This window comes from Streptomyces sp. SS1-1 (assembly GCF_008973465.1).
GTDB lineage: Bacteria > Actinomycetota > Actinomycetes > Streptomycetales > Streptomycetaceae > Streptomyces.
In genome coordinates this window covers 5261876-5279679 of sequence record NZ_WBXN01000004.1, presented here as the reverse complement: position 1 = coordinate 5279679, position 17804 = coordinate 5261876, and the positions used below count along the sequence as shown (strand labels likewise).

Genomic DNA, 17804 nt, shown 5'->3' with positions numbered 1-17804 from the left:
CCCTTTGGGGCAGGATTCGAACAGTTGCCGGGCGATAACCTGACGTGATCTGAGCGACCTGAGGTCTGGATCTATTCCCCGGCCTGCTCGGTGTCCGGCCGGATGTCGATGCGCCAGCCGGTGAGCCGGGCGGCGAGCCGGGCGTTCTGCCCTTCCTTGCCGATCGCCAGCGACAGCTGGTAGTCGGGCACGGTCACCCGGGCCGACCGGGTCGCCATGTCCACGACCTCCACCTTGGAGACACGGGCCGGGGAGAGCGCGTTCGCCACCATCTCGGCCGGGTCGTCCGACCAGTCGACGATGTCGATCTTCTCACCGTTGAGCTCGCCCATGACGTTGCGCACCCGGCCGCCCATGGGGCCGATGCAGGCGCCCTTGGCGTTCAGGCCGCTGCGGGTGGAGCGCACGGCGATCTTGGTGCGGTGACCGGCCTCACGCGCGATGGCGGCGATCTCGACGGATCCGTCGGCGATCTCCGGCACCTCCAGCGCGAAGAGCTTCTTCACCAGGTTCGGGTGGGTGCGCGACAGGGTCACGGAGGGCCCGCGGACCCCCTTGGCGACCCGCACCACGTACGACCGCAGCCGCATGCCGTGCGGGTAGGTCTCGCCGGGGACCTGCTCCTGCACCGGCAGGATGGCCTCCAGCTTGCCGATGTCCACGAGCACGTTCTTCGGGTCGCGGCCCTGCTGGACCACGCCGGTGACGATGTCGCCCTCGCGGCCGGCGTACTCGCCGAGCGTCGCGTCGTCCTCGGCGTCGCGCAGCCGCTGCAGGATGACCTGCTTGGCGGTGGTGGCGGCGATACGGCCGAACCCGGACGGGGTGTCGTCGAACTCGCGGGCCTCCTGGCCCTCGTCGAGGTCCTCGGGGTCCTCCTTCGCCCACACGGTCACATGCCCGGTCTCCCGGTTGAGCTCCACGCGCGCGTGTCGGCGGCTTCCCTCGGTGCGGTGGTAGGCGATGAGGAGGGCCGACTCGATCGCCTCGACCAGCAGGTCGAAGGAGATCTCCTTCTCCCGAACCAAGCCCCGCAGGGCACTCATGTCGATGTCCACGGCTACGCCTCCTCTTCCTTCTTGTCCTTGCGGTTGAACTCGACCTGCACGCGCGCCTTCTCGATCTCCGGGAACGCGAGTCTGCGGCTGGTCGCCTTGCGGCCCTTGACCCCGGGCACTTCCAGGTCGAGACCGTCGTCGTCGACCTCGAGGATGCGGGCCACCAGTTCGCCGCCCTCGGCCAGCTGGAACTTCACCAGGCGGTCGACGGCACGCACGTAGTGGCGGTGCTCCTTGAGGAGGCGTTCCGCGCCGGGGGTGCCGACCTCGAGGGTGTACTCGCCCTCGCCCATCGCGTCCGTCTCGTCCAGCTTCGCCGAGAGCGCGCGGCTCACATCGGCGATCCGGTCCAGGTCGGCGCCGGTGTCGGAGTCGACGACGACGCGCAGCACACGCTTGCGTCCGACCGAGTCCACTTCGATCTCTTCGAGGTCCAGTCCCTGGGAGCTGACGAGGGGTTCCAGGAGTGCTCGCAGCCTCTCGCTCTGGGTGGTGCTCATCCGGGTGACTCCTCGGCCGCGTGTGCTGTTGTGGGATGGGTCGCGTGTCAGGTCAAAGGGTATCCGGTCGCAGGGTGTGTTGCCGTCCACCTGTGTGTGACCGGTGCCGATGACTGGCACGTTCGTGTGGCGCGGGTACGGTGATCACGGGCACGCGGCCCGCTGACCGGGCAGCCGCCGTCGCAAGTGCTTTCGTACGAACTCCCCTGAGGAAGTCGCCCGTGCCGTACCCCCCGTCTCCGCGCGTCCTCCCGGGACCGCGCAGAAGAACCCTGCTCGCGTCGGCCGCGGGAGCCGCGCTGCTGGCGGGCTGCTCCTCCGCTCCCGGTGACCCGGACGGCGGTACGGGCGGCAGTCCGTCGCTCGCCGAGCGGGCACGCGCGCGTGCGGCCCGGGACAGCGAGGGCCTGGTCGGACGGTACGACGCCGTCCTCGCCGCGCATCCGGCGCTGGCGCCGCTGCTGACCCCGCTGCGCGCGGAGGCCGTACGGCACAGGGAGGCGTTCGGCGGAGGCGCGTCCGGTTCGTCGGCGTCGCCCTCCCCCACCCCCTCGGGCTCCGCCTCCCCGTCGCCCTCGGCCTCGGTCTCGGCCCCGGCGGTGCCCGCGGACGAGCGGGACGCGCTGGCCGAACTGGCGGCCGTCGAACGGACGCTCGCGGACCAGCGGGCCAAGACCCTGCTGGAGATGCCCGGTGAACTGGCCCGGCTGCTCGCCTCGGTGGCGGCGGCCGGCGCCGCGCACGCGTTCCTGCTGACGGAGGGTGCGAAGTGAGCGACACCGGCAAGGCGGACGAGGCGGGCAAGGCGACGGTGACGGCGCTTCAGGCGGCGCTGGCCGCCGAGCACGCGGCGGTCTACGGGTACGGCGTGGTCGGCGGGCGGATCGGCGAGGAGCGGCGCTCCGACGCGCGGGCCGCGTACGACGCCCACCGGGCGCGGCGGGACGCGCTGGCGCGCGCGGTGCGCGACCTGGGCGCCGACCCGGTCGCCGCGAGCGCCGGGTACGCGCTGCCGTTCCCGGTGACGGACCGGGCCACGGCGGTGCTGTTCGCGGCCGAACTGGAGAGCCGGCTGGCCGGGGTGTACGCGGACCTGGTGCGCGCGGCCCGGGGCGAGACGCGGGGCACGGCCGCCGAGGCGCTGCGGGAGGCGGCGGTCCGGGCGGTGCGCTGGCGGGGCGAGAGCGTAGCCTTCCCTGGGCTCGCCGAGCGGGCGGACACGTCGTCCGCGCCGGGGGCGCCCACCGCGTGACGCGGGCGGCAGGACACCGACGGCAGGACGGAAGGGACGACTCGCGCATGGCTTTCGAACCGCCGCAGCGTCTGGTCAGGGCGCTCGGTGAGACGGCGCCGGAAGGCGACGCCTGGCTGGAGGAGCTGCCGCGGGCGGCCCGGCAGGCCGTCGAGGCCCGCGAGTTGACGGTGGAGCGGGTGCAGCTGCCGGGTGGCCGCAGCAGCCTCGTGGTGCTGGTCCGGCGGGCCGACGGCACCCCGGCGGTGCTGAAGCTGGCGCCGCCCCGTGCGCGTCCGGAGAGCGAGCGGGCCGCGCTCGCGCACTGGGGCGGCACCGGTGCCGTCCAGCTGGTCGAGCCGTTCGTGACGGAGGGCGTGCTGCTGCTGGAGCGGCTGCGCCCGGACCGGTCGGTGCGGTCGCTGCCGGAGGCGAAGGCGCTGCTGGAGGCGGCGGGGACGCTGCGCCGGCTGTGGGTGGCGCCTCCGGAGGGGCACCCCTTCGAGACGGTCGAGGAGCGGACGGGGCGGCAGGCGGAGGCGATGCGGGCGACCGCGTCGGAGCACACCGAGGTGGCGGTGCTGGTCGACGCCGCGCTGGCGGCCCGGGACGAGCTGCTGGCGGCCCCGCCGGAACGGCAGCTGCTGCACGGCACGTTCCGGCAGAGCAAGGTGCTCGCCGGGGAGCGGATGCCGTGGCTGGCGGTGGGCCCGGACCCGGTGGTCGGTGAGTGCGCGTTCGATCTGGCGCGGCTCGTGCGGGACCGGGTGGAGGACCTGATCGCCTCGCCGTCGGGTGCCTCGACGACGCGCCGCAGGGTCAAGCGCCTCGCGGAGTCCCTGGAGGTCGACCAGGAACGGCTGCGCGGGTGGACGCTGTTCCGGGCCGTGGAGTCGGGGGTGCGGGCGCTGCGGGTGGGGCGGCCGCAGGACGCCGAGCTGCTCCTGGAATTCGCGAGCTGGCTGTAGGCCGGGAGCCGCGCCCCCCTGCGGGGAGCTCTCGCAGGGGGGCGCGGTGGGTCCGGCCGACGTGCCTCCCGAGCCTGCCGGCCGGAGTCCGGCGGGGTGTTCAGCGGTCGTCGGGGGCCGTCGCGAAGAGCATGCCCTCCATGGCCAGCAGCCGTGTGTGGCGCCGTAGATGGGCCGCCTGGTCCCCGCCCTCGCGGCCGTGCGTGCCCGCGGTGTGCGGGGCGTACGGGATGTGCGCGAACTGCGCCAGGTCGGCCGGGTGCAGGGGCCAGGACAGCTGCCGGCCGCCCGCCTCGATACCGAGCTGGTGGATGCCGTCGGCGCCCCGGGTGAGGACGGCGCTCGCCGGGTGCAGGGCGGCCAGCCAGGCCAGCAGTTGGGCGCGTTCCAGCCGTACGCGGGTCAGGTCCCGCTCATAGGAGTCGGCGTGCCGCTGCCAGCGGTCCCGCTCCTGCCGGCACAGCTCCAACTCCCGCTCACACGGCCGCCGGGGCGAACCGTCCGGCCGGCGCCGCCGCCACACCACGGCGACCGCCCGGCGCAGACGCCCCGGCGACCGGGGATCGCCCTCCGCGAGCTCGTCGGACGGCGGGGGCGGAGAGGGTGGCGTGGGCATCATCGGATACTCCGTGACGATGGACGAACGGCCGCGGCCCGAACCGCCGGCCCCTGTGGCGCGGCACGCGTCCGGGGGAAGGCGACGGCGCGGAAGGGGTGCGCGGGGCGGGGGCGGGGAGGGCCTGGACATGCGGTTCCTCGGAGACGGTCGGTGAACGGGGGGTGGTGCGGGTCAGGCGGGTGGGCGAGGCGGACGGGGAAGGGAGACGGCGCGGGAGGGGCGCGGGGGGCGGGGCACGCGGGGCCTGGGCATGCGGGCCCCCGGGAACGGGCGGCGGGCCGGGCCGCCGGGCACCGTGGCGCCGCACGCGGACCGAGGAAGACGGCGGCGCACCAGGGGCACGCGGGGCGGGGGCATGCGGTTCTCCCGGAACGGGCGGCGAACGGGCTGCCGGCCGGGCCGCCGACGCCGGCGCGGCACGCGGACCGTGGAAGGCCGCGATGCGGCAGGGGCGCGCGGGGACGGCCCACGCAGGGCCTGGAACATGCGGGTCTCCAAGAACGGGCGGCGAACGGACGGCAGGTCCGGCCACCGGGCACTCCGGCGCGGCACGCGGACCGTGGAACGCGACGGCGCTGCAGGGGCGCGCCGGGAGGGGGCGCGGAAGGCCGGGACATGCGGGTCTCCAAGAACGGGCGGCGGCGCGGGTCAGTCGGGTGGGCGCGGAGGGCGGGCGCGGGTGGAGCCGGTGCGGCGGTAGCGGCCGGCCTCATAGGTGTTGGCGGCCCGGCATGCCGCGTCGACGGGTTCGCCCCGTCGCAGATGCCGCTGGTAGGCGGCGCGCGTGCCACAGGGCGCCGGGCGGGTGCGCGGGGGCGCGTCGCCCCGCTCGGGCGTCCGCCGCTCGTGCGGGGCCGTGTCGTCGGACCTGGGGTGCGACGCCTCGGTCGCGCACCGGCCGGGGGCCGGCGGGGTCTCCTCCCGCGAGGCCGGCGGCGGCGTGGGCTCGGACCGAGCCACGGATGGGGACGGACGCCGGCCGGGGGCGGGCCGGGTCTCCTCCCCCGCCGCGGTGAACGGCACCGGGTGGGGCTGGGTGTCCGCGACCCGGGGCGCCGCAGGCTCGGTCGAGGCCGTCTCTCCCGGGCGCGAGGGCGCGTGCTCGGGTGGGGCGGTCGGTGTGAGCCGGGGCGCCGGCGTGGGGGGTGCCGCCAGGCCGCCTTGTTCCAGGGCGTGCCGCTGGGGGCCCGTGAGGCCCGCGACGACGCCCTGCCGGCGGCATCGGGGCAGGCCCCGCTCCCGTCGCAGCACGGCGTCCCGGCATGGTTCGAGCACGGGGCAGAGCGCGCAGATCGCGACCGCGAGGGGCCACGTGCGGCGGGTGAACCACAGATCGGCGTCCCACTCCCGGCAGGCCGCGCGCAGTTCCCAGATCCGTGATCCGCCGTCGGGTACCGCCGGGGTCATCCGGCCGGCTCGGGCGGGGACGTGCGGTCCCCGGCGCGGCGGGTGTCGCACACCGGGGACAGGGGGCCCAGATGAGCCGCCACGTTGGCCAGGGAGCACCGTTCGGGACGCCCGTCCAGGGACAGCAGCGGCATCCCGTCGGGCCGCCGGCAGCCCTGGAAGTACCAGACGTCGCCGTGGGCGTCGCGCAGCGGGGCCGCGAGGTCGTAGGTGGCGTCGCCGACGCGGAAGGGGCGGCGCCCCCGCCGCCGGGGCGCGGCGCCGTGGGCCACCACGGTGACGCGGACGCCGTCGCGCTCGCCGTCGCCGACGAGGGTGTGGGGGCGGCTTCCCTCCCCGACGGCGGTGATGTGGAAGTAGGCGCGCCAGCGGGTCCAGCACTCGGCGCCGTCCACGCGCAGCGCGACCCGGACCCGGTCGCCGTCGACGCGGACGTCGGAGGGGCCGGCGTGCCCGGCGAGGTGGCGCTCGACCGCGCGGGCGACGGAGCGCGCGCGGGCGCACGAGGCGTCCCAGGCGAGGGCCCTGCGCTCCAGATCCGTGAGCGGGCGGGGCCCGCGGGACCAGCGCCCGTCCGCGGTGCGGTGCAGCACGGTGACCGGGGGCCGGCCGGGGCCGAGGGGGAGGGCGACGGCGACGGGTTCGGGGTCCACGGACCGCAGGACCGCGCGGACCGCGCCCCCGGCGGCGGGGCTGTTGCCGTTCACGCGGACACCGCCTCCGTCGTCCAGCGCAGTTTGCGCAGCGCCCGGTAGGTGAGCGTCTTGACCGCGCCGACGCTGCGTCCCATGGCCAACGCGGTCTCCTGCGCGCTCAGTTCGTCCAGGAAGCGCAGCTCCAGGCAGTGCCGTTGGTGGGGGTTGAGCCGGTGCAGGGCGGTGTGGACGGTCTCCTGGGCCTCGACGGCGTCCAGTTCGCGCAGGACGAGCGCCTCGGTGCCGCGCTGGGCGTCCCGGGGGTCGTCGAACTCGGCGACGGGGGTCTCCCATCGCGTGCGGCCGCGTCCGAGTTCGTCGAGCCAGAGGTTCTTGGCGATCGTGGTGAGCCAGCCGGCGAAGGCGGTGCCCTGCCAGTGGAAGGTGCCGATGCGGCGCAGGGCGCGGACGAACACCTCCTGGGTGAGGTCCTCGGCGAGATGTCTGTTGCGGGTGCGAACCAGGAGGAACGCGTAGACGACGCGGTAGTGCTCGAAATACAGGGCGGCGAACGCCTCCCGGTCGCCGGCGCGGGCCCGGGCGACCAGTTCGGGCTCCGGACCGGCCGGGGCGGTGGTGACGTTGTCCGGATGGGACACGACGGCTCCTCCTCTGCAATACGCATGTAGATGTAGATTCCTTGGACGGACGCGCGCAGGCCACGGCGGAAACCCGCGATCCCCTCCCAGGGCGCCTACAGTCTTCATGTAGATGCATATCGTGTCAAGAAGCCTACGGAGCGTGAGACTTGAGGGCGCGGACGGGGCGCACAGGAGCATCGGCACCCCCGGAACGCTCCGGCGTGCTCCCGAAGCCCGTTCGCCGATCTGCGATCTACTTGCGCTTGTAGATATTGATGACCGATCCTCTGAGTCGTGACGAACCAGCGGAGCCATCCCCCAGCCGATCCCGAAGCCGCCCCGCACGCCCAGCGGCGGGACGAGGATCTGGCGGCCCTGCTCGAACGCCTGCTGGCCCAGGTGCCCGACCGGACCCAGAAGGACCTGGCGGCGGAGTCCGGCATCTCGTACCCGACGCTCAACGCCTGGATGAACCGCACGCGCGGCACCTCGCGCATCGACCCGGAGAAGCTGCGGGCCATGGTCGACGTGTTCCGGCGCTGGGGCGTGCGCACCACACCGCGCGAGTTCTTCGAGGCGGTGGGCCGGCCGGTGCCGGGACCCAGCGGCGACGAGCGCGAGGCCCGGCTCCTCAAGCTGTACCGGCAATTGCCGGAGTCACGGCAGCGCGCGCTGCTCAAGGACGCCGAGGCGATGCTCCAGGTCAGCCGTATCGTCTGAGGTCAGCGGCGGGCGAGCGTCACGCGCGGAGCGGGCCGCCGGTCATCCCCGGTGCCTAACGTATACAAGGCGCGCTCCGGGAGAATATGACGAAAGTCCTCACGAACCCCACACACATCGGTACCATCAGTCAGCCGCTGACCTCCCGGAGCGGAACGCTCGTGCCGTAGGCATTCCTGGGGAGGCAGTTGTGTGCGTGCGCATTGCCGTGACGGACGGTCTGGCGAGCATCGCGGTCTGGGACCCCGACGAAGTCAGCATCAGGGTGGCTCGCAGTGCCCCGGCGGGTGACGTGCTCAGAGAAGTGGCGGACATCCTCATCATCGACCTGGGGGCTCCCGCTTCCCGGGGCGGACCGCTGCGCTGCTTCTGCGGCATGGGCGTCGAACTCCCCCAGCAACTGCTGCCCCGCCTGCACGCGGCCGAGGCCGGCTGACCCGGCCGCCGGACCGCGGACGACGTCCGGCCGCCCCTCCTGCGAGGGACGGCCGGACGTCGCAGAGGTGTGCCGGTCAGGCGGTCAGGCGGTCAGGCGGTCAGGCGGGCGATCGCCTCGTCCACCGTCAGCTCCTCGCGCTCACCGGTCCTGCGGTCCTTCAGCTCGACGACGCCCTCGGCCGAGCGGCGCCCGGCCACCAGGATCCGCGGGACGCCGATCAGCTCGGAGTCCGTGAACTTCACGCCCGGCGAGACACCGGCGCGGTCGTCGCACAGCACCCGCAGCCCGGCCGCGGACAGCTTCTCGGAGACGTCGAGGGCCAGCTCGGTCTGCAGGGCCTTGCCGGCGGCGACCACGTGCACGTCGGCCGGGGCGACCTCGGCGGGCCAGCACAGCCCCTTGTCGTCGGCGGTCTGCTCGGCGAGCGCGGCCACCGCACGGGAGACGCCGATGCCGTAGGAGCCCATGGTGACGCGGACCGGCTTGCCGTTCTGGCCGAGGACGTCGAGCTTGAGGGCGTCGGCGTACTTGCGGCCGAGCTGGAAGATGTGGCCGATCTCGATGGCGCGGTCGAGCTTGAGGCCGGTGCCGCACTTCGGGCAGGGGTCGCCCTCCTGCACGACCACGACGTCGACGTAGGTGTCGACCTCGAAGTCACGGCCCGCGACGACGTTCTTCGCGTGCGTGCCCTCCTTGTTGGCGCCGGTGATCCAGGAGGTGCCGGGGGCCACGCGCGGGTCGGCGAGGTAGGTGACCTTCTCGCCCAGGCCCTGCGGGCCGACGTAGCCGCGCACCAGGTCGGGGCGTGCGGCGAAGTCCGCCTCGGTGACCATCTCGACGACGGCCGGGGCGAAGTGCGCCTCGACCTTGTCGATGTCGACCTCGCGGTCGCCGGGGACACCGACGGCGACGATCTCGCCGTCGACCTTGACCAGCAGGTTCTTCAGGGTGGCCGAGGCCGGGACGCCGAGGTGGGCGGCGAGGGTCTCGATGGTGGGGGTGTCCGGGGTGGGGATCTCCTCGAGCGCGGGCACGTCCGCGGCCTCGACCGGCTTCAGCTCGTAGGTGATCGCCTCGGTGTTCGCCGCGAAGTCGCAGTTCGGGCAGTCGGCGAAGGTGTCCTCGCCGGCCTCGGCGGGGGCCAGGAACTCCTCGGACTTCGAGCCGCCCATCGCGCCGGCGGTCGCCGCGCAGATGCGGTAGTCCAGGCCGAGGCGCTCGAAGACGCGCTGGTAGGCCTGGCGGTGCAGGGCGTACGACTGGGCCAGGCCCTCGTCGTCCGTGTCGAAGGAGTAGGAGTCCTTCATCAGGAACTCGCGGCCGCGCAGGATGCCGGCCCGGGGACGGGCCTCGTCGCGGTACTTGTGCTGGATCTGGTAGAGGATGACCGGCAGGTCCTTGTAGGAGGACGCCTGGTCCTTCACCAGCAGGGTGAAGATCTCCTCGTGGGTCGGGCCGAGCAGGTAGTCGCCGCCCTTGCGGTCCTTGAGCCGGAACAGCTCCTGGCCGTACTCGTCCCAGCGGCCCGTGGCGTCGTACGGCTCACGCGGCAGCAGCGCGGGCAGCAGCACCTCCTGGGCGCCGATGGCGTCCATCTCCTCACGGACGATGCGCTCCACGTTGGCCAGGACCCGCTTGCCGAGGGGCAGCCAGGACCAGATGCCGGCCGCCGTGCGACGGACGTATCCAGCGCGGACCAGCAGCTTGTGGCTGAGGACCTCGGCGTCCGCCGGGTCGTCGCGCAGCGTCTTCGCCATCAACTGGGACATGCGCTGGACCGGTGCTTTCGCCATGGTTCTCGTACTCCTGCCGGATGTGGTTGATGGCAGGAGGTTAGCCGGGCGGGACGGGACGGTGGAAATCGGTTATGGCCTTCGCTTGGATCAGGCCGGATCACGGAGCGGGGTCTGATCGAGACGAAGGGCCTAGCGGCGTAGCGGCAGCGGGGCGCCCATCACGGCGTACGGCTTCGGGGCGCTGGGGAACAGGACCCGGCGTGCGAGGTCCTGGTAGCCGAGGGAGTGGTAGAGGCCGCGGGCCGGGCTGTCCATGTCGATCGCGGAGAGGATCGAGCGCGGCTCGTCGGCGCTGTCGGTGATGGTGGTGATCAGGGCGCGGCCCACGCCCCGGTTCTGGTAGGCGGGGTGGACGTGCAGCTCGGTGATGACGAAGGAGTCGTCGAGCCAGTCGTCGAGGCCCTGGGCGCGCAGGTACGGCTCCACCACCGTGGACCACCAGTGGCCGCGGCTGTTGGGCATGCCGTAGACGAAGCCGGCGAGGCGGTCGCCGTCGGTGGCGCCGAGGGCGCGGGCGCCGGGGTAGGTCATGTGCCGCAGGACGATCTGGCGGCGGACGGCGACTTCGTCGGGGCCGAGTCCGAACGCCACCGCCTGGACGGCGAGGGCCTCGTCGACCCGGGCCGTCAGGTCGAGCGGGCCGATCACGATGTCGTCGGGGTGGCGGCGGTGTGCGTGACCGGGAAGGCGCATGGTGGGGAGCCTACAAGCATTGCCGTGCGAAGGTGCTGGTACGGCCTGGCGGGGACCCTTCCCGCCCGCGCGGGCGGGCCGCCCTCAGAACAGGACGCTCATGAAGGCGCCGACCTCCTGGAAGCCCACCCTGCGGTAGGTCCTGCGGGCCGCGGTGTTGAAGTCGTTGACGTAGAGGCTGGCGACCGGGGCCACGTCCGCGAGGGCGTAGCGCAGGACCGCCGCCATCCCGGGCGCCGCGAGGCCCTGGCCGCGGTACTCGGGGGCCACCCAGACGCCCTGGATCTGACAAGCGCGGTCGGTGGCGGCGCCGATCTCCGCCTTGAAGACGACCTTGCCGTTCTGGTCGAGGCGGGCGAAGGAGCGGCCGGAGCCGACGAGTTCCGCGACCCGGGCCTGGTAGAGGAGGCCGCCGTCGCCGGCGAGCGGCGAGACGCCGACCTCCTCGGTGAACATGGCCACGCACGCCGGGAGGATCGTCTCCATCTCGTCCTTGCGGATGCGGCGGACGTACGGGTCGGGGGCGATGTCGGCCGGCATGTGGTCGGTGACCATGAGCGGCTGGTGGGCGCGGACCTCGCGGGCCGGGCCCCAGGTGGGTTCGAGCAGCCGCCACAGCTGGGCGGTGGGCTCGGCGGGCCCGACGATGGAGGAGCAGCGGCGGCCGGCCCGGCGGGCGCGGTCCGCGAAGGCGCGCACGGCGCGCGGGGTGGCGCAGATGGGGACGAGGTTGGCGCCCGCGTAGCACAGGGACGTCAGCATGCCGTCCTCGTACCAGCCCCACATCTCGCCGCCGAGGCGCCAGGGGTCGAGGCCCGCGACCTGGACGCGGGACGTCACGAAGGCGTTGGCGACCGGCTCGCGGTCGAGGACGGCGAGCGCGGCGTCCAGGTCACTCGGTTCGAGCACCCGTGAGGTGGTCTGGGTCAACACGTGCGGGGCCTCACGCTGGGGTTCTGCTGGTCCCCGCACTGTACCCGCGGAAGTCGGGGCGTGCCGCCCCGCGGTCGTGACCGGTGGTCCCGGCCGGGGGCGGTCGGAGTGCGGGCGGGTCAGCCGGCGACCGCGACGGAGGGCTCGCCGCTCGTCACGCCGTCGGCCTCCATCTGCTCGGCCAGCTTCATGGCCTCCTCGATGAGGGTCTCGACGATCTTGGACTCGGGGACGGTCTTGATGACCTCGCCCTTGACGAAGATCTGGCCCTTGCCGTTGCCGGAGGCGACGCCGAGGTCGGCCTCGCGGGCCTCGCCGGGGCCGTTGACGACGCAGCCCATGACGGCGACGCGCAGCGGGACCTCCATGCCGGTCAGGCCGGCGGTGACCTCTTCGGCGAGCTTGTAGACGTCGACCTGGGCGCGGCCGCAGGACGGGCAGGAGACGATCTCCAGGCCGCGCTGCTTGAGGTTCAGGGACTCCAGGATCTGGATGCCGACCTTGACCTCCTCGGCGGGCGGGGCCGACAGGGAGACGCGGATGGTGTCGCCGATGCCCTGGGAAAGGAGCGCGCCGAAGGCGACGGCGGACTTGATGGTGCCCTGGAAGGCGGGGCCGGCCTCGGTCACGCCGAGGTGCAGCGGGTAGTCGCACTGGGCGGCGAGCTGCTTGTACGCCTCGATCATGATCACCGGGTCGTTGTGCTTCACGGAGATCTTGATGTCCCGGAAGTCGTGCTCCTCGAAGAGGGACGCCTCCCACAGCGCCGACTCGACCAGGGCCTCGGGCGTCGCCTTGCCGTACTTCTGCAGCAGGCGCCGGTCCAGCGACCCGGCGTTCACGCCGATGCGGATCGGGGTGCCGTGGTCCTTCGCGGCCCGCGCGATCTCCTTGACCTTGTCGTCGAACTGCTTGATGTTGCCCGGGTTCACCCGGACCGCCGCACAGCCCGCCTCGATCGCCGCGAACACGTACTTCGGCTGGAAGTGGATGTCCGCGATCACCGGGATCTGCGACTTCCGCGCGATCGTCGCCAGCGCGTCCGCGTCGTCCTGCGTCGGGCAGGCCACCCGCACGATCTGGCAGCCCGACGCCGTCAGCTCCGCGATCTGCTGCAGCGTCGCACCGATGTCGGAGGTACGCGTCGTGGTCATCGACTGCACCGACACGGGGGCGTCCCCGCCGACCGCGACGGATCCGACCTGGATCTGCCGGCTCTTGCGGCGCTCGGCGAGCTTGGTCGGAACGGACGGCATGCCGAGAGAAATCGCAGTCATCTGCTGTGCAACCCCAAGTCGTGGATCAAGGTCCGGTCCCGTCAGCAGCGGGCTCCAGGCTTCGAGATTACGGCACGCACGCTCAGCCCCTCACCTCACGCCCCGTAAACCCACTCGATGGAAGGCGGCCCGGGGCACAGGGCCCCGGGCCGCCTCGACGCCCGTACGACTTCCGTACGGCTAGGAGATTCGGACGGGGTTGACGACGTCCGCGACCAGTACCAGCAGCGTGAAGCAGACGAAGACCCCGGCGACGACGTACGCCACCGGCATGAGCTTGGCCACGTCGAACGGGCCGGGGTCCGGCCGGCGCAGCACCCTCGCCAGGTTCCGGCGCAGCGACTCCCACAGGGCGCCCGCGATGTGACCGCCGTCGAGCGGCAGCAGCGGGAGCATGTTGAACAGGAACAGGGAGAGGTTGAACCCGGCCAGCAGGAAGACGAACGTGGCCAGCTGCTGGGACGCCGGGATGTCGAGCGTGGCGATCTCCCCGCTGACCCGGGCCGCGCCGACGATGCCCATCGGCGAGTCCGGCTCGCGGGGGCCGTCGCCGAAGGCCGCGTCCCACAGGGCGGGGACCTTGGAGGGCAGGGCCACCAGGGAGTCGACGGCGTCGCCGACCCGGTCCGACATCCAGGTCACCGACTCGCCGAAGTCCTGCTTGACGACGCCGTTGGCCGCGCTGAAGCCGAGGAAGCCGGCCTTGATGTACTCGCCCTCGACGTACGCCCCGCTCGCGTCCTTCTTGACGACCCGGTTGGTGGCGATCTTCGCCTGGAGGGTGACCTCGCGGCCGTCCCGGTCGACGACGATCGGCACCTGCTTGCCGGCGCTGTCACGGATGAGGTCGGAGAGGGTGTTCCAGTCCTCGGTGCGCACGCCGCCGAAGGCGACGATCTTGTCGCCGGCCTTCATGCCCGCGGCCGCGGCCGGGGAGCGCGGGTCGGACGCCTTGCAGGTGTCGCGGTTCTCGGTCTGCGCGATGACGCACGGGGAGACCGAGCTGACCGTGGTGGTCTGCTGCTGGATGCCGAAGCCCATCAGCACGGTGAGGAACAGGACGACCGCGAGGATCAGGTTCATGAACGGGCCCGCGAACATCACGATGACCCGTTTCCACGGCTTGCGCGTGTAGAACAGGCGGTTCTCGTCGCCCGGCTTCAGCTCCTCGAAGGCCGCCGAGCGCGCGTCCTCGATCATGCCGCGCCACGGCGAGGTGGAGCGGGCCTCCAGCCGGCCGTCGGGGCCGGGCGGGAACATGCCGATCATCCGGATGTAGCCGCCGAACGGGATCGCCTTGATGCCGTACTCGGTCTCGCCCTTGTTCCGCGACCAGATGGTCGGGCCGAAGCCGACCATGTACTGCGGCACACGGATGCCGAACAGCTTGGCCGTGGACAGGTGCCCCAGCTCGTGCCAGGCGATCGAGAAGAGCAGCCCGACCGCGAACAGCACTATGCCGAGGATGAACATCAGGAGTGTCATGCACGGGCCTCCGCCGTGTGTGCCGCCAGTTCCCGGGCGCGTGCGCGGGCCCAGGTCTCCGCTTCGAGGACGTCCGCGACGGTCAGCGAAGTTCCCGAGCGCGGGGTGCCGTGCTCCTCCACCACCCGCGTGACGGTCTCCATGATGCCGTTGAACGGCAGCGCGCCGGCCCGGAACGCCTCGACGCACTCCTCGTTGGCGGCATTGAACACCGCCGGGGCCGTGCCCGCGAGCTCACCGACGTGCCGCGCCAGGTTCACCGACGGGAAGGCGTCGTTGTCGAGCGGGAAGAACTCCCACGTCGACGCCTTGCTCCAGTCGAAGGTGGGGGCGGCGTCCGGGACGCGCTCGGGCCAGCCCAGTCCGATGGCGATCGGGCCGCGCATGTCGGGCGGCGTCGCCTGGGCGATCGTGGAACCGTCGGTGAACTCGACCATCGAGTGGACATACGACTGGGGATGCACGACCACCTCAATGCGGTCGAAGGAAATGTCGTAGAGCAGGTGCGCCTCGATGACCTCGAGCCCCTTGTTGACGAGGGTCGCCGAGTTGATCGTGATGACCGGGCCCATCGCCCAGGTGGGGTGCGCGAGGGCGTCGTCGACGGTGACGTGCGCCAGCTCGGCCTTGGTCCGGCCGCGGAAGGGGCCGCCGGACGCGGTGACGACGAGCTTGCGCACGTCGGCGCGCGAGCCGGACGCCAGCGCCTGGAAGAGGGCGGCGTGCTCGGAGTCGACCGGGATGATCTGCCCGGGCTTGGCCAGCGCCTTGACCAGGGGGCCGCCGACGATCAGCGACTCCTTGTTGGCGAGGGCGAGGGTGCGGCCGGCCTCCAGCGCGGCGAGCGTGGGGGCCAGGCCGATGGAGCCGGTGATGCCGTTGAGGACGGTGTGGCAGTCGGAGGCGGCGACCTGGGTGGCCGCGTCCGGTCCCGCGAGGATCTCGGGCAGCGGCTCCCCCGCGCCGTACCGGTCGCGCAGAGCGTCGCGCAGGGCCGGGACGGCGTCCTCGCGGGCGACGGCGACGGTCCGGACCTTCAGCCGGTGCGCCTGCTCGGCGAGGAGCGCGACCCGGCCGCCGTTCGCGGACAGCGCCGTGACCCGGAACCGGCCGGGGTTGCGCAGCACGAGGTCGATGGCCTGGGTGCCGATCGAGCCGGTGGAGCCGAGGATCACCACGTCCTTGGGACCGCCGCCCGCCACGGGGTCGTAGACGAGGTGCGGGTCGGCGAGGGGGGAGGCTGGACTGTCGCTCATCCCCCCATTGTGGCCGCAGCGGTCGGCGGGCAGGACCGCGTGTCCCCATCGGGTGGGTAACAGGATGGTGAGGGGCCGCCGCGGGCGGTGACCCCTCACGGGACGGTCAGCGGATCGGGCGGTGGACGTTCTCGTGCGTGCTCGGGCCCGGGGTGGCGTCGGCGATCCAGACGCCGCCGTCGTCGGACGGGTCGACGATGCCCTGCTCCAGCCACGTGTACGTGCCGGACATCACGCCCTTGACGACCTTGCGGTCCAGGTCGTCGGTGTTGGACCAGAGCCGGCCGAACAGTTCCTCGACGCGCAGCCGGGACTGCCGGCAGAACGCGTCGGCGAGTTGGTACGCCTCGCGGCCGTGCTCGCCGCGGGCCCGCAGGTGCTCGGCGCGGACGCAGGCGGCGCTCATGGCGAACAGCTCGGCGCCGATGTCGACGATCCGGCCGAGGAAGCCCTGCTTGCTCTCCATGCGGCCCTGCCAGCGGGACATGCCGTAGAAGGTGGAGCGGGCGAGCTTGCGGGCGGTGCGCTCGACGTACCGCAGATGTCCGGAGAGGTCGACGCCCTGCTTGAACTCGCTGTACGTGTAGGGCAGTTGCCCCTGTCCGGCGACCAGCTTCGGCAGCCACTTGGCGTAGAAGACACCGGCGTTCGCGCCCGCCTTCGCCTTGTCCTGGAGGGACTTGTCGGGGTCGATGAGGTCCCCGGCGACGGAGAGGTGGGCGTCGACGGCCTCGCGGGCGATCAGGAGGTGCATGATCTCCGTCGAGCCCTCGAAGATGCGGTTGATGCGCAGGTCGCGCAGGACCTGTTCGGCGGGGACGCCGCGCTCGCCGCGCGCCCGGAGCGAGTCGGCCGTCTCGAAGCCGCGGCCGCCGCGGATCTGGACGAGCTCGTCGGCGATGAGCCAGCCCATCTCGGAGGCGAACAGCTTGGCGAGGGCGCCTTCGATCCGGATGTCGTTGCGGTCCTCGTCGGCCATCTGGGAGGCGAGGTCGGTGACGGCCTCCAGGGCGAAGGTGGTGGCCGCGATGAAGGAGATCTTCGCGCCGACGGCCTCGTGGTGGGCGATGGGCTTGCCCCACTGCTCACGGGCCGCCGACCACTCGCGGGCGATCTTCAGGCACCACTTGCCGGCGGCCACGCAGGACGCGGGCAGCGAGAGCCGGCCGGTGTTCAGCGTGGTCAGCGCGATCTTCAGGCCGGCGCCCTCGGGGCCGATGCGGTGGGAGGCGGGGACGCGCACCTGGTGGAAGCGGGTGACGCCGTTCTCGATGCCGCGCAGGCCCATGAACGCGTTGCGGTTCTCGACGGTGATGCCGGGCGAGTTGGTCTCGACGACGAAGGCGGTGATGCCGCCCTTGTGGCCCTCCGACTTCGGCACCCGGGCCATGACGACGAGGAGGTCGGCGACGACGCCGTTGGTGGTCCACAGCTTCACGCCGTCGAGGACGTAGTCGTCCCCATCGGGCACGGCGGTGGTGGCGAGGCGCGCGGGGTCGGAGCCGACGTCGGGCTCGGTCAGCAGGAAGGCGCTGATGTCGGTGCGGGCGCAGCGCGGGAGGAAGCGTTCCTTCTGCTCGGGGCTGCCGAACAGCTTCAGCGGCTGCGGTACGCCGATCGACTGGTGGGCGGACAGCAGCACGCCGATCGCCGGGGAGGCCGAGCCGACCAGGGTGAGGGCCTTGTTGTAGTAGACCTGCCCGAGGCCGAGACCGCCGTACTTGGTGTCGATCTTCATGCCGAAGGCGCCGAGCTCCTTGAGCCCGTCGATCACGTCGTCGGGGATGCGCGCCTCGCGTTCGATGAGGGCGCCGTCGACCTTGGTCTCGACGAAGTCGCGCAGTTTGGCGAGGAACTCCTCGCCGCGCTGGGTGGCCTCGTCCGTGGGCAGCGGGTGGGGGTGGATGAGGTCGAGGCGGAACCGCCCGAGGAACAGCTCCTTGGCGAAGCTGGGCTTGCGCCACTCCTGCTGGCGGGCGGCCTCGGCCACCTGCCGTGCCTCACGTTCGGTGACGGTGGGTTTGGGGGGTGCTGCGGACATGAGGCTCACCTCGCCGCGAATCGGGATCATGGGCCAATTGGCTACCGACGGGTGCTACCCGATCGTATCTACCCGATTACGGACGCGGCCACCACCCCGCGCGCA

General features: G+C 72.8%; 18 protein-coding genes. 5 read left to right on the top strand and 13 right to left on the bottom strand.

Features of this window, described 5'->3' with window-relative positions; genetic code table 11:
* Positions 1–71: 71 nt before the first annotated feature.
* On the bottom strand, positions 72–1058 hold the full coding sequence (nusA, locus tag F8R89_RS25755; RefSeq protein ID WP_151786165.1) for a transcription termination factor NusA: 987 nt from the start codon (positions 1056–1058) through the stop codon (positions 72–74).
* Positions 1059–1060: 2 nt separating this feature from the next.
* Positions 1061–1558, bottom strand: a complete 498-nt coding sequence (gene rimP / locus F8R89_RS25750) for a ribosome maturation factor RimP (RefSeq protein WP_151786164.1) — start codon at positions 1556–1558, stop codon at positions 1061–1063.
* Positions 1559–1779: 221 nt separating this feature from the next.
* Between rimP and F8R89_RS25745 the strand changes: the two genes are divergently transcribed.
* From F8R89_RS25745 to F8R89_RS25735, 3 genes are read left to right on the top strand one after another with little or no spacing between them, the layout of a single operon-like run.
* Positions 1780–2331, top strand: coding sequence for a hypothetical protein (locus F8R89_RS25745; RefSeq protein WP_151786163.1), 552 nt, complete (start codon positions 1780–1782; stop codon positions 2329–2331).
* Positions 2328–2810: a ferritin-like domain-containing protein gene (locus tag F8R89_RS25740; protein WP_192806227.1), complete on the top strand. Its 483-nt coding sequence runs from the start codon at positions 2328–2330 to the stop codon at positions 2808–2810. Before F8R89_RS25745 ends, F8R89_RS25740 begins: the two co-directional genes overlap by 4 nt.
* A gap of 47 nt (positions 2811–2857) precedes the next feature.
* Positions 2858–3757 carry an aminoglycoside phosphotransferase family protein gene (locus tag F8R89_RS25735; RefSeq protein WP_151786162.1) on the top strand — a complete coding sequence of 300 codons (900 nt, stop codon included), beginning with the start codon at positions 2858–2860 and terminating at the stop codon, positions 3755–3757.
* Positions 3758–3857: 100 nt separating this feature from the next.
* On the opposite strand, the gene F8R89_RS25730 is transcribed toward F8R89_RS25735, so the two are convergent.
* From F8R89_RS25730 to F8R89_RS25715, 4 genes are all read right to left on the bottom strand, one after another.
* Positions 3858–4376, bottom strand: a complete 519-nt coding sequence (locus tag F8R89_RS25730; RefSeq protein ID WP_225994485.1) for a hypothetical protein — start codon at positions 4374–4376, stop codon at positions 3858–3860.
* A gap of 648 nt (positions 4377–5024) precedes the next feature.
* Positions 5025–5783, bottom strand: a complete 759-nt coding sequence (locus F8R89_RS25725; RefSeq protein WP_151786161.1) for a WhiB family transcriptional regulator — start codon at positions 5781–5783, stop codon at positions 5025–5027.
* Positions 5780–6490, bottom strand: a complete 711-nt coding sequence (locus F8R89_RS25720; protein ID WP_151786160.1) for a BN159_2729 family protein — start codon at positions 6488–6490, stop codon at positions 5780–5782. Before F8R89_RS25720 ends, F8R89_RS25725 begins: the two co-directional genes overlap by 4 nt.
* A complete protein-coding gene (locus F8R89_RS25715) occupies positions 6487–7077 on the bottom strand; it encodes an RNA polymerase sigma factor (protein ID WP_225994484.1) in 591 nt (196 codons plus the stop codon). The genes F8R89_RS25720 and F8R89_RS25715 overlap by 4 nt, the downstream gene beginning before the upstream one ends.
* Before the next feature lie 276 nt (positions 7078–7353).
* Between F8R89_RS25715 and F8R89_RS25710 the strand changes: the two genes are divergently transcribed.
* Both F8R89_RS25710 and F8R89_RS25705 read left to right on the top strand, forming a co-directional pair.
* A complete protein-coding gene (locus F8R89_RS25710) occupies positions 7354–7779 on the top strand; it encodes a helix-turn-helix domain-containing protein (protein ID WP_151786158.1) in 426 nt (141 codons plus the stop codon).
* A 196-nt stretch (positions 7780–7975) separates the two neighbouring features.
* Positions 7976–8215: a hypothetical protein gene (locus F8R89_RS25705; RefSeq protein ID WP_225994483.1), complete on the top strand. Its 240-nt coding sequence runs from the start codon at positions 7976–7978 to the stop codon at positions 8213–8215.
* Between the two features lie 92 nt (positions 8216–8307).
* Here F8R89_RS25705 and F8R89_RS25700 read toward each other — a convergent pair whose 3' ends face one another.
* From F8R89_RS25700 to F8R89_RS25670, 7 genes are all read right to left on the bottom strand, one after another.
* Positions 8308–10011, bottom strand: a complete 1704-nt coding sequence (locus F8R89_RS25700) for a proline--tRNA ligase (protein ID WP_151786156.1) — start codon at positions 10009–10011, stop codon at positions 8308–8310.
* A gap of 132 nt (positions 10012–10143) precedes the next feature.
* Entirely contained in the window at positions 10144–10707 is a 564-nt protein-coding gene (locus tag F8R89_RS25695; protein ID WP_151786155.1) for a GNAT family N-acetyltransferase, read from the bottom strand.
* Between the two features lie 84 nt (positions 10708–10791).
* Entirely contained in the window at positions 10792–11640 is an 849-nt protein-coding gene (locus tag F8R89_RS25690) for a GNAT family N-acetyltransferase (RefSeq protein ID WP_151786154.1), read from the bottom strand.
* 119 nt (positions 11641–11759) lie between these two features.
* Positions 11760–12917: a flavodoxin-dependent (E)-4-hydroxy-3-methylbut-2-enyl-diphosphate synthase gene (gene ispG / locus F8R89_RS25685; protein ID WP_151786153.1), complete on the bottom strand. Its 1158-nt coding sequence runs from the start codon at positions 12915–12917 to the stop codon at positions 11760–11762.
* Positions 12918–13097: 180 nt separating this feature from the next.
* Positions 13098–14390, bottom strand: coding sequence for a M50 family metallopeptidase (locus tag F8R89_RS25680; RefSeq protein WP_192806390.1), 1293 nt, complete (start codon positions 14388–14390; stop codon positions 13098–13100).
* A gap of 8 nt (positions 14391–14398) precedes the next feature.
* Positions 14399–15658 (bottom strand): 1-deoxy-D-xylulose-5-phosphate reductoisomerase, encoded by a 1260-nt coding sequence (gene dxr, locus F8R89_RS25675; protein WP_151786151.1) that lies wholly within the window; start codon positions 15656–15658, stop codon positions 14399–14401.
* Positions 15659–15764: 106 nt separating this feature from the next.
* A complete protein-coding gene (locus F8R89_RS25670; RefSeq protein WP_151786150.1) occupies positions 15765–17699 on the bottom strand; it encodes an acyl-CoA dehydrogenase family protein in 1935 nt (644 codons plus the stop codon).
* Between the last annotated feature and the right edge of the window lie 105 nt (positions 17700–17804).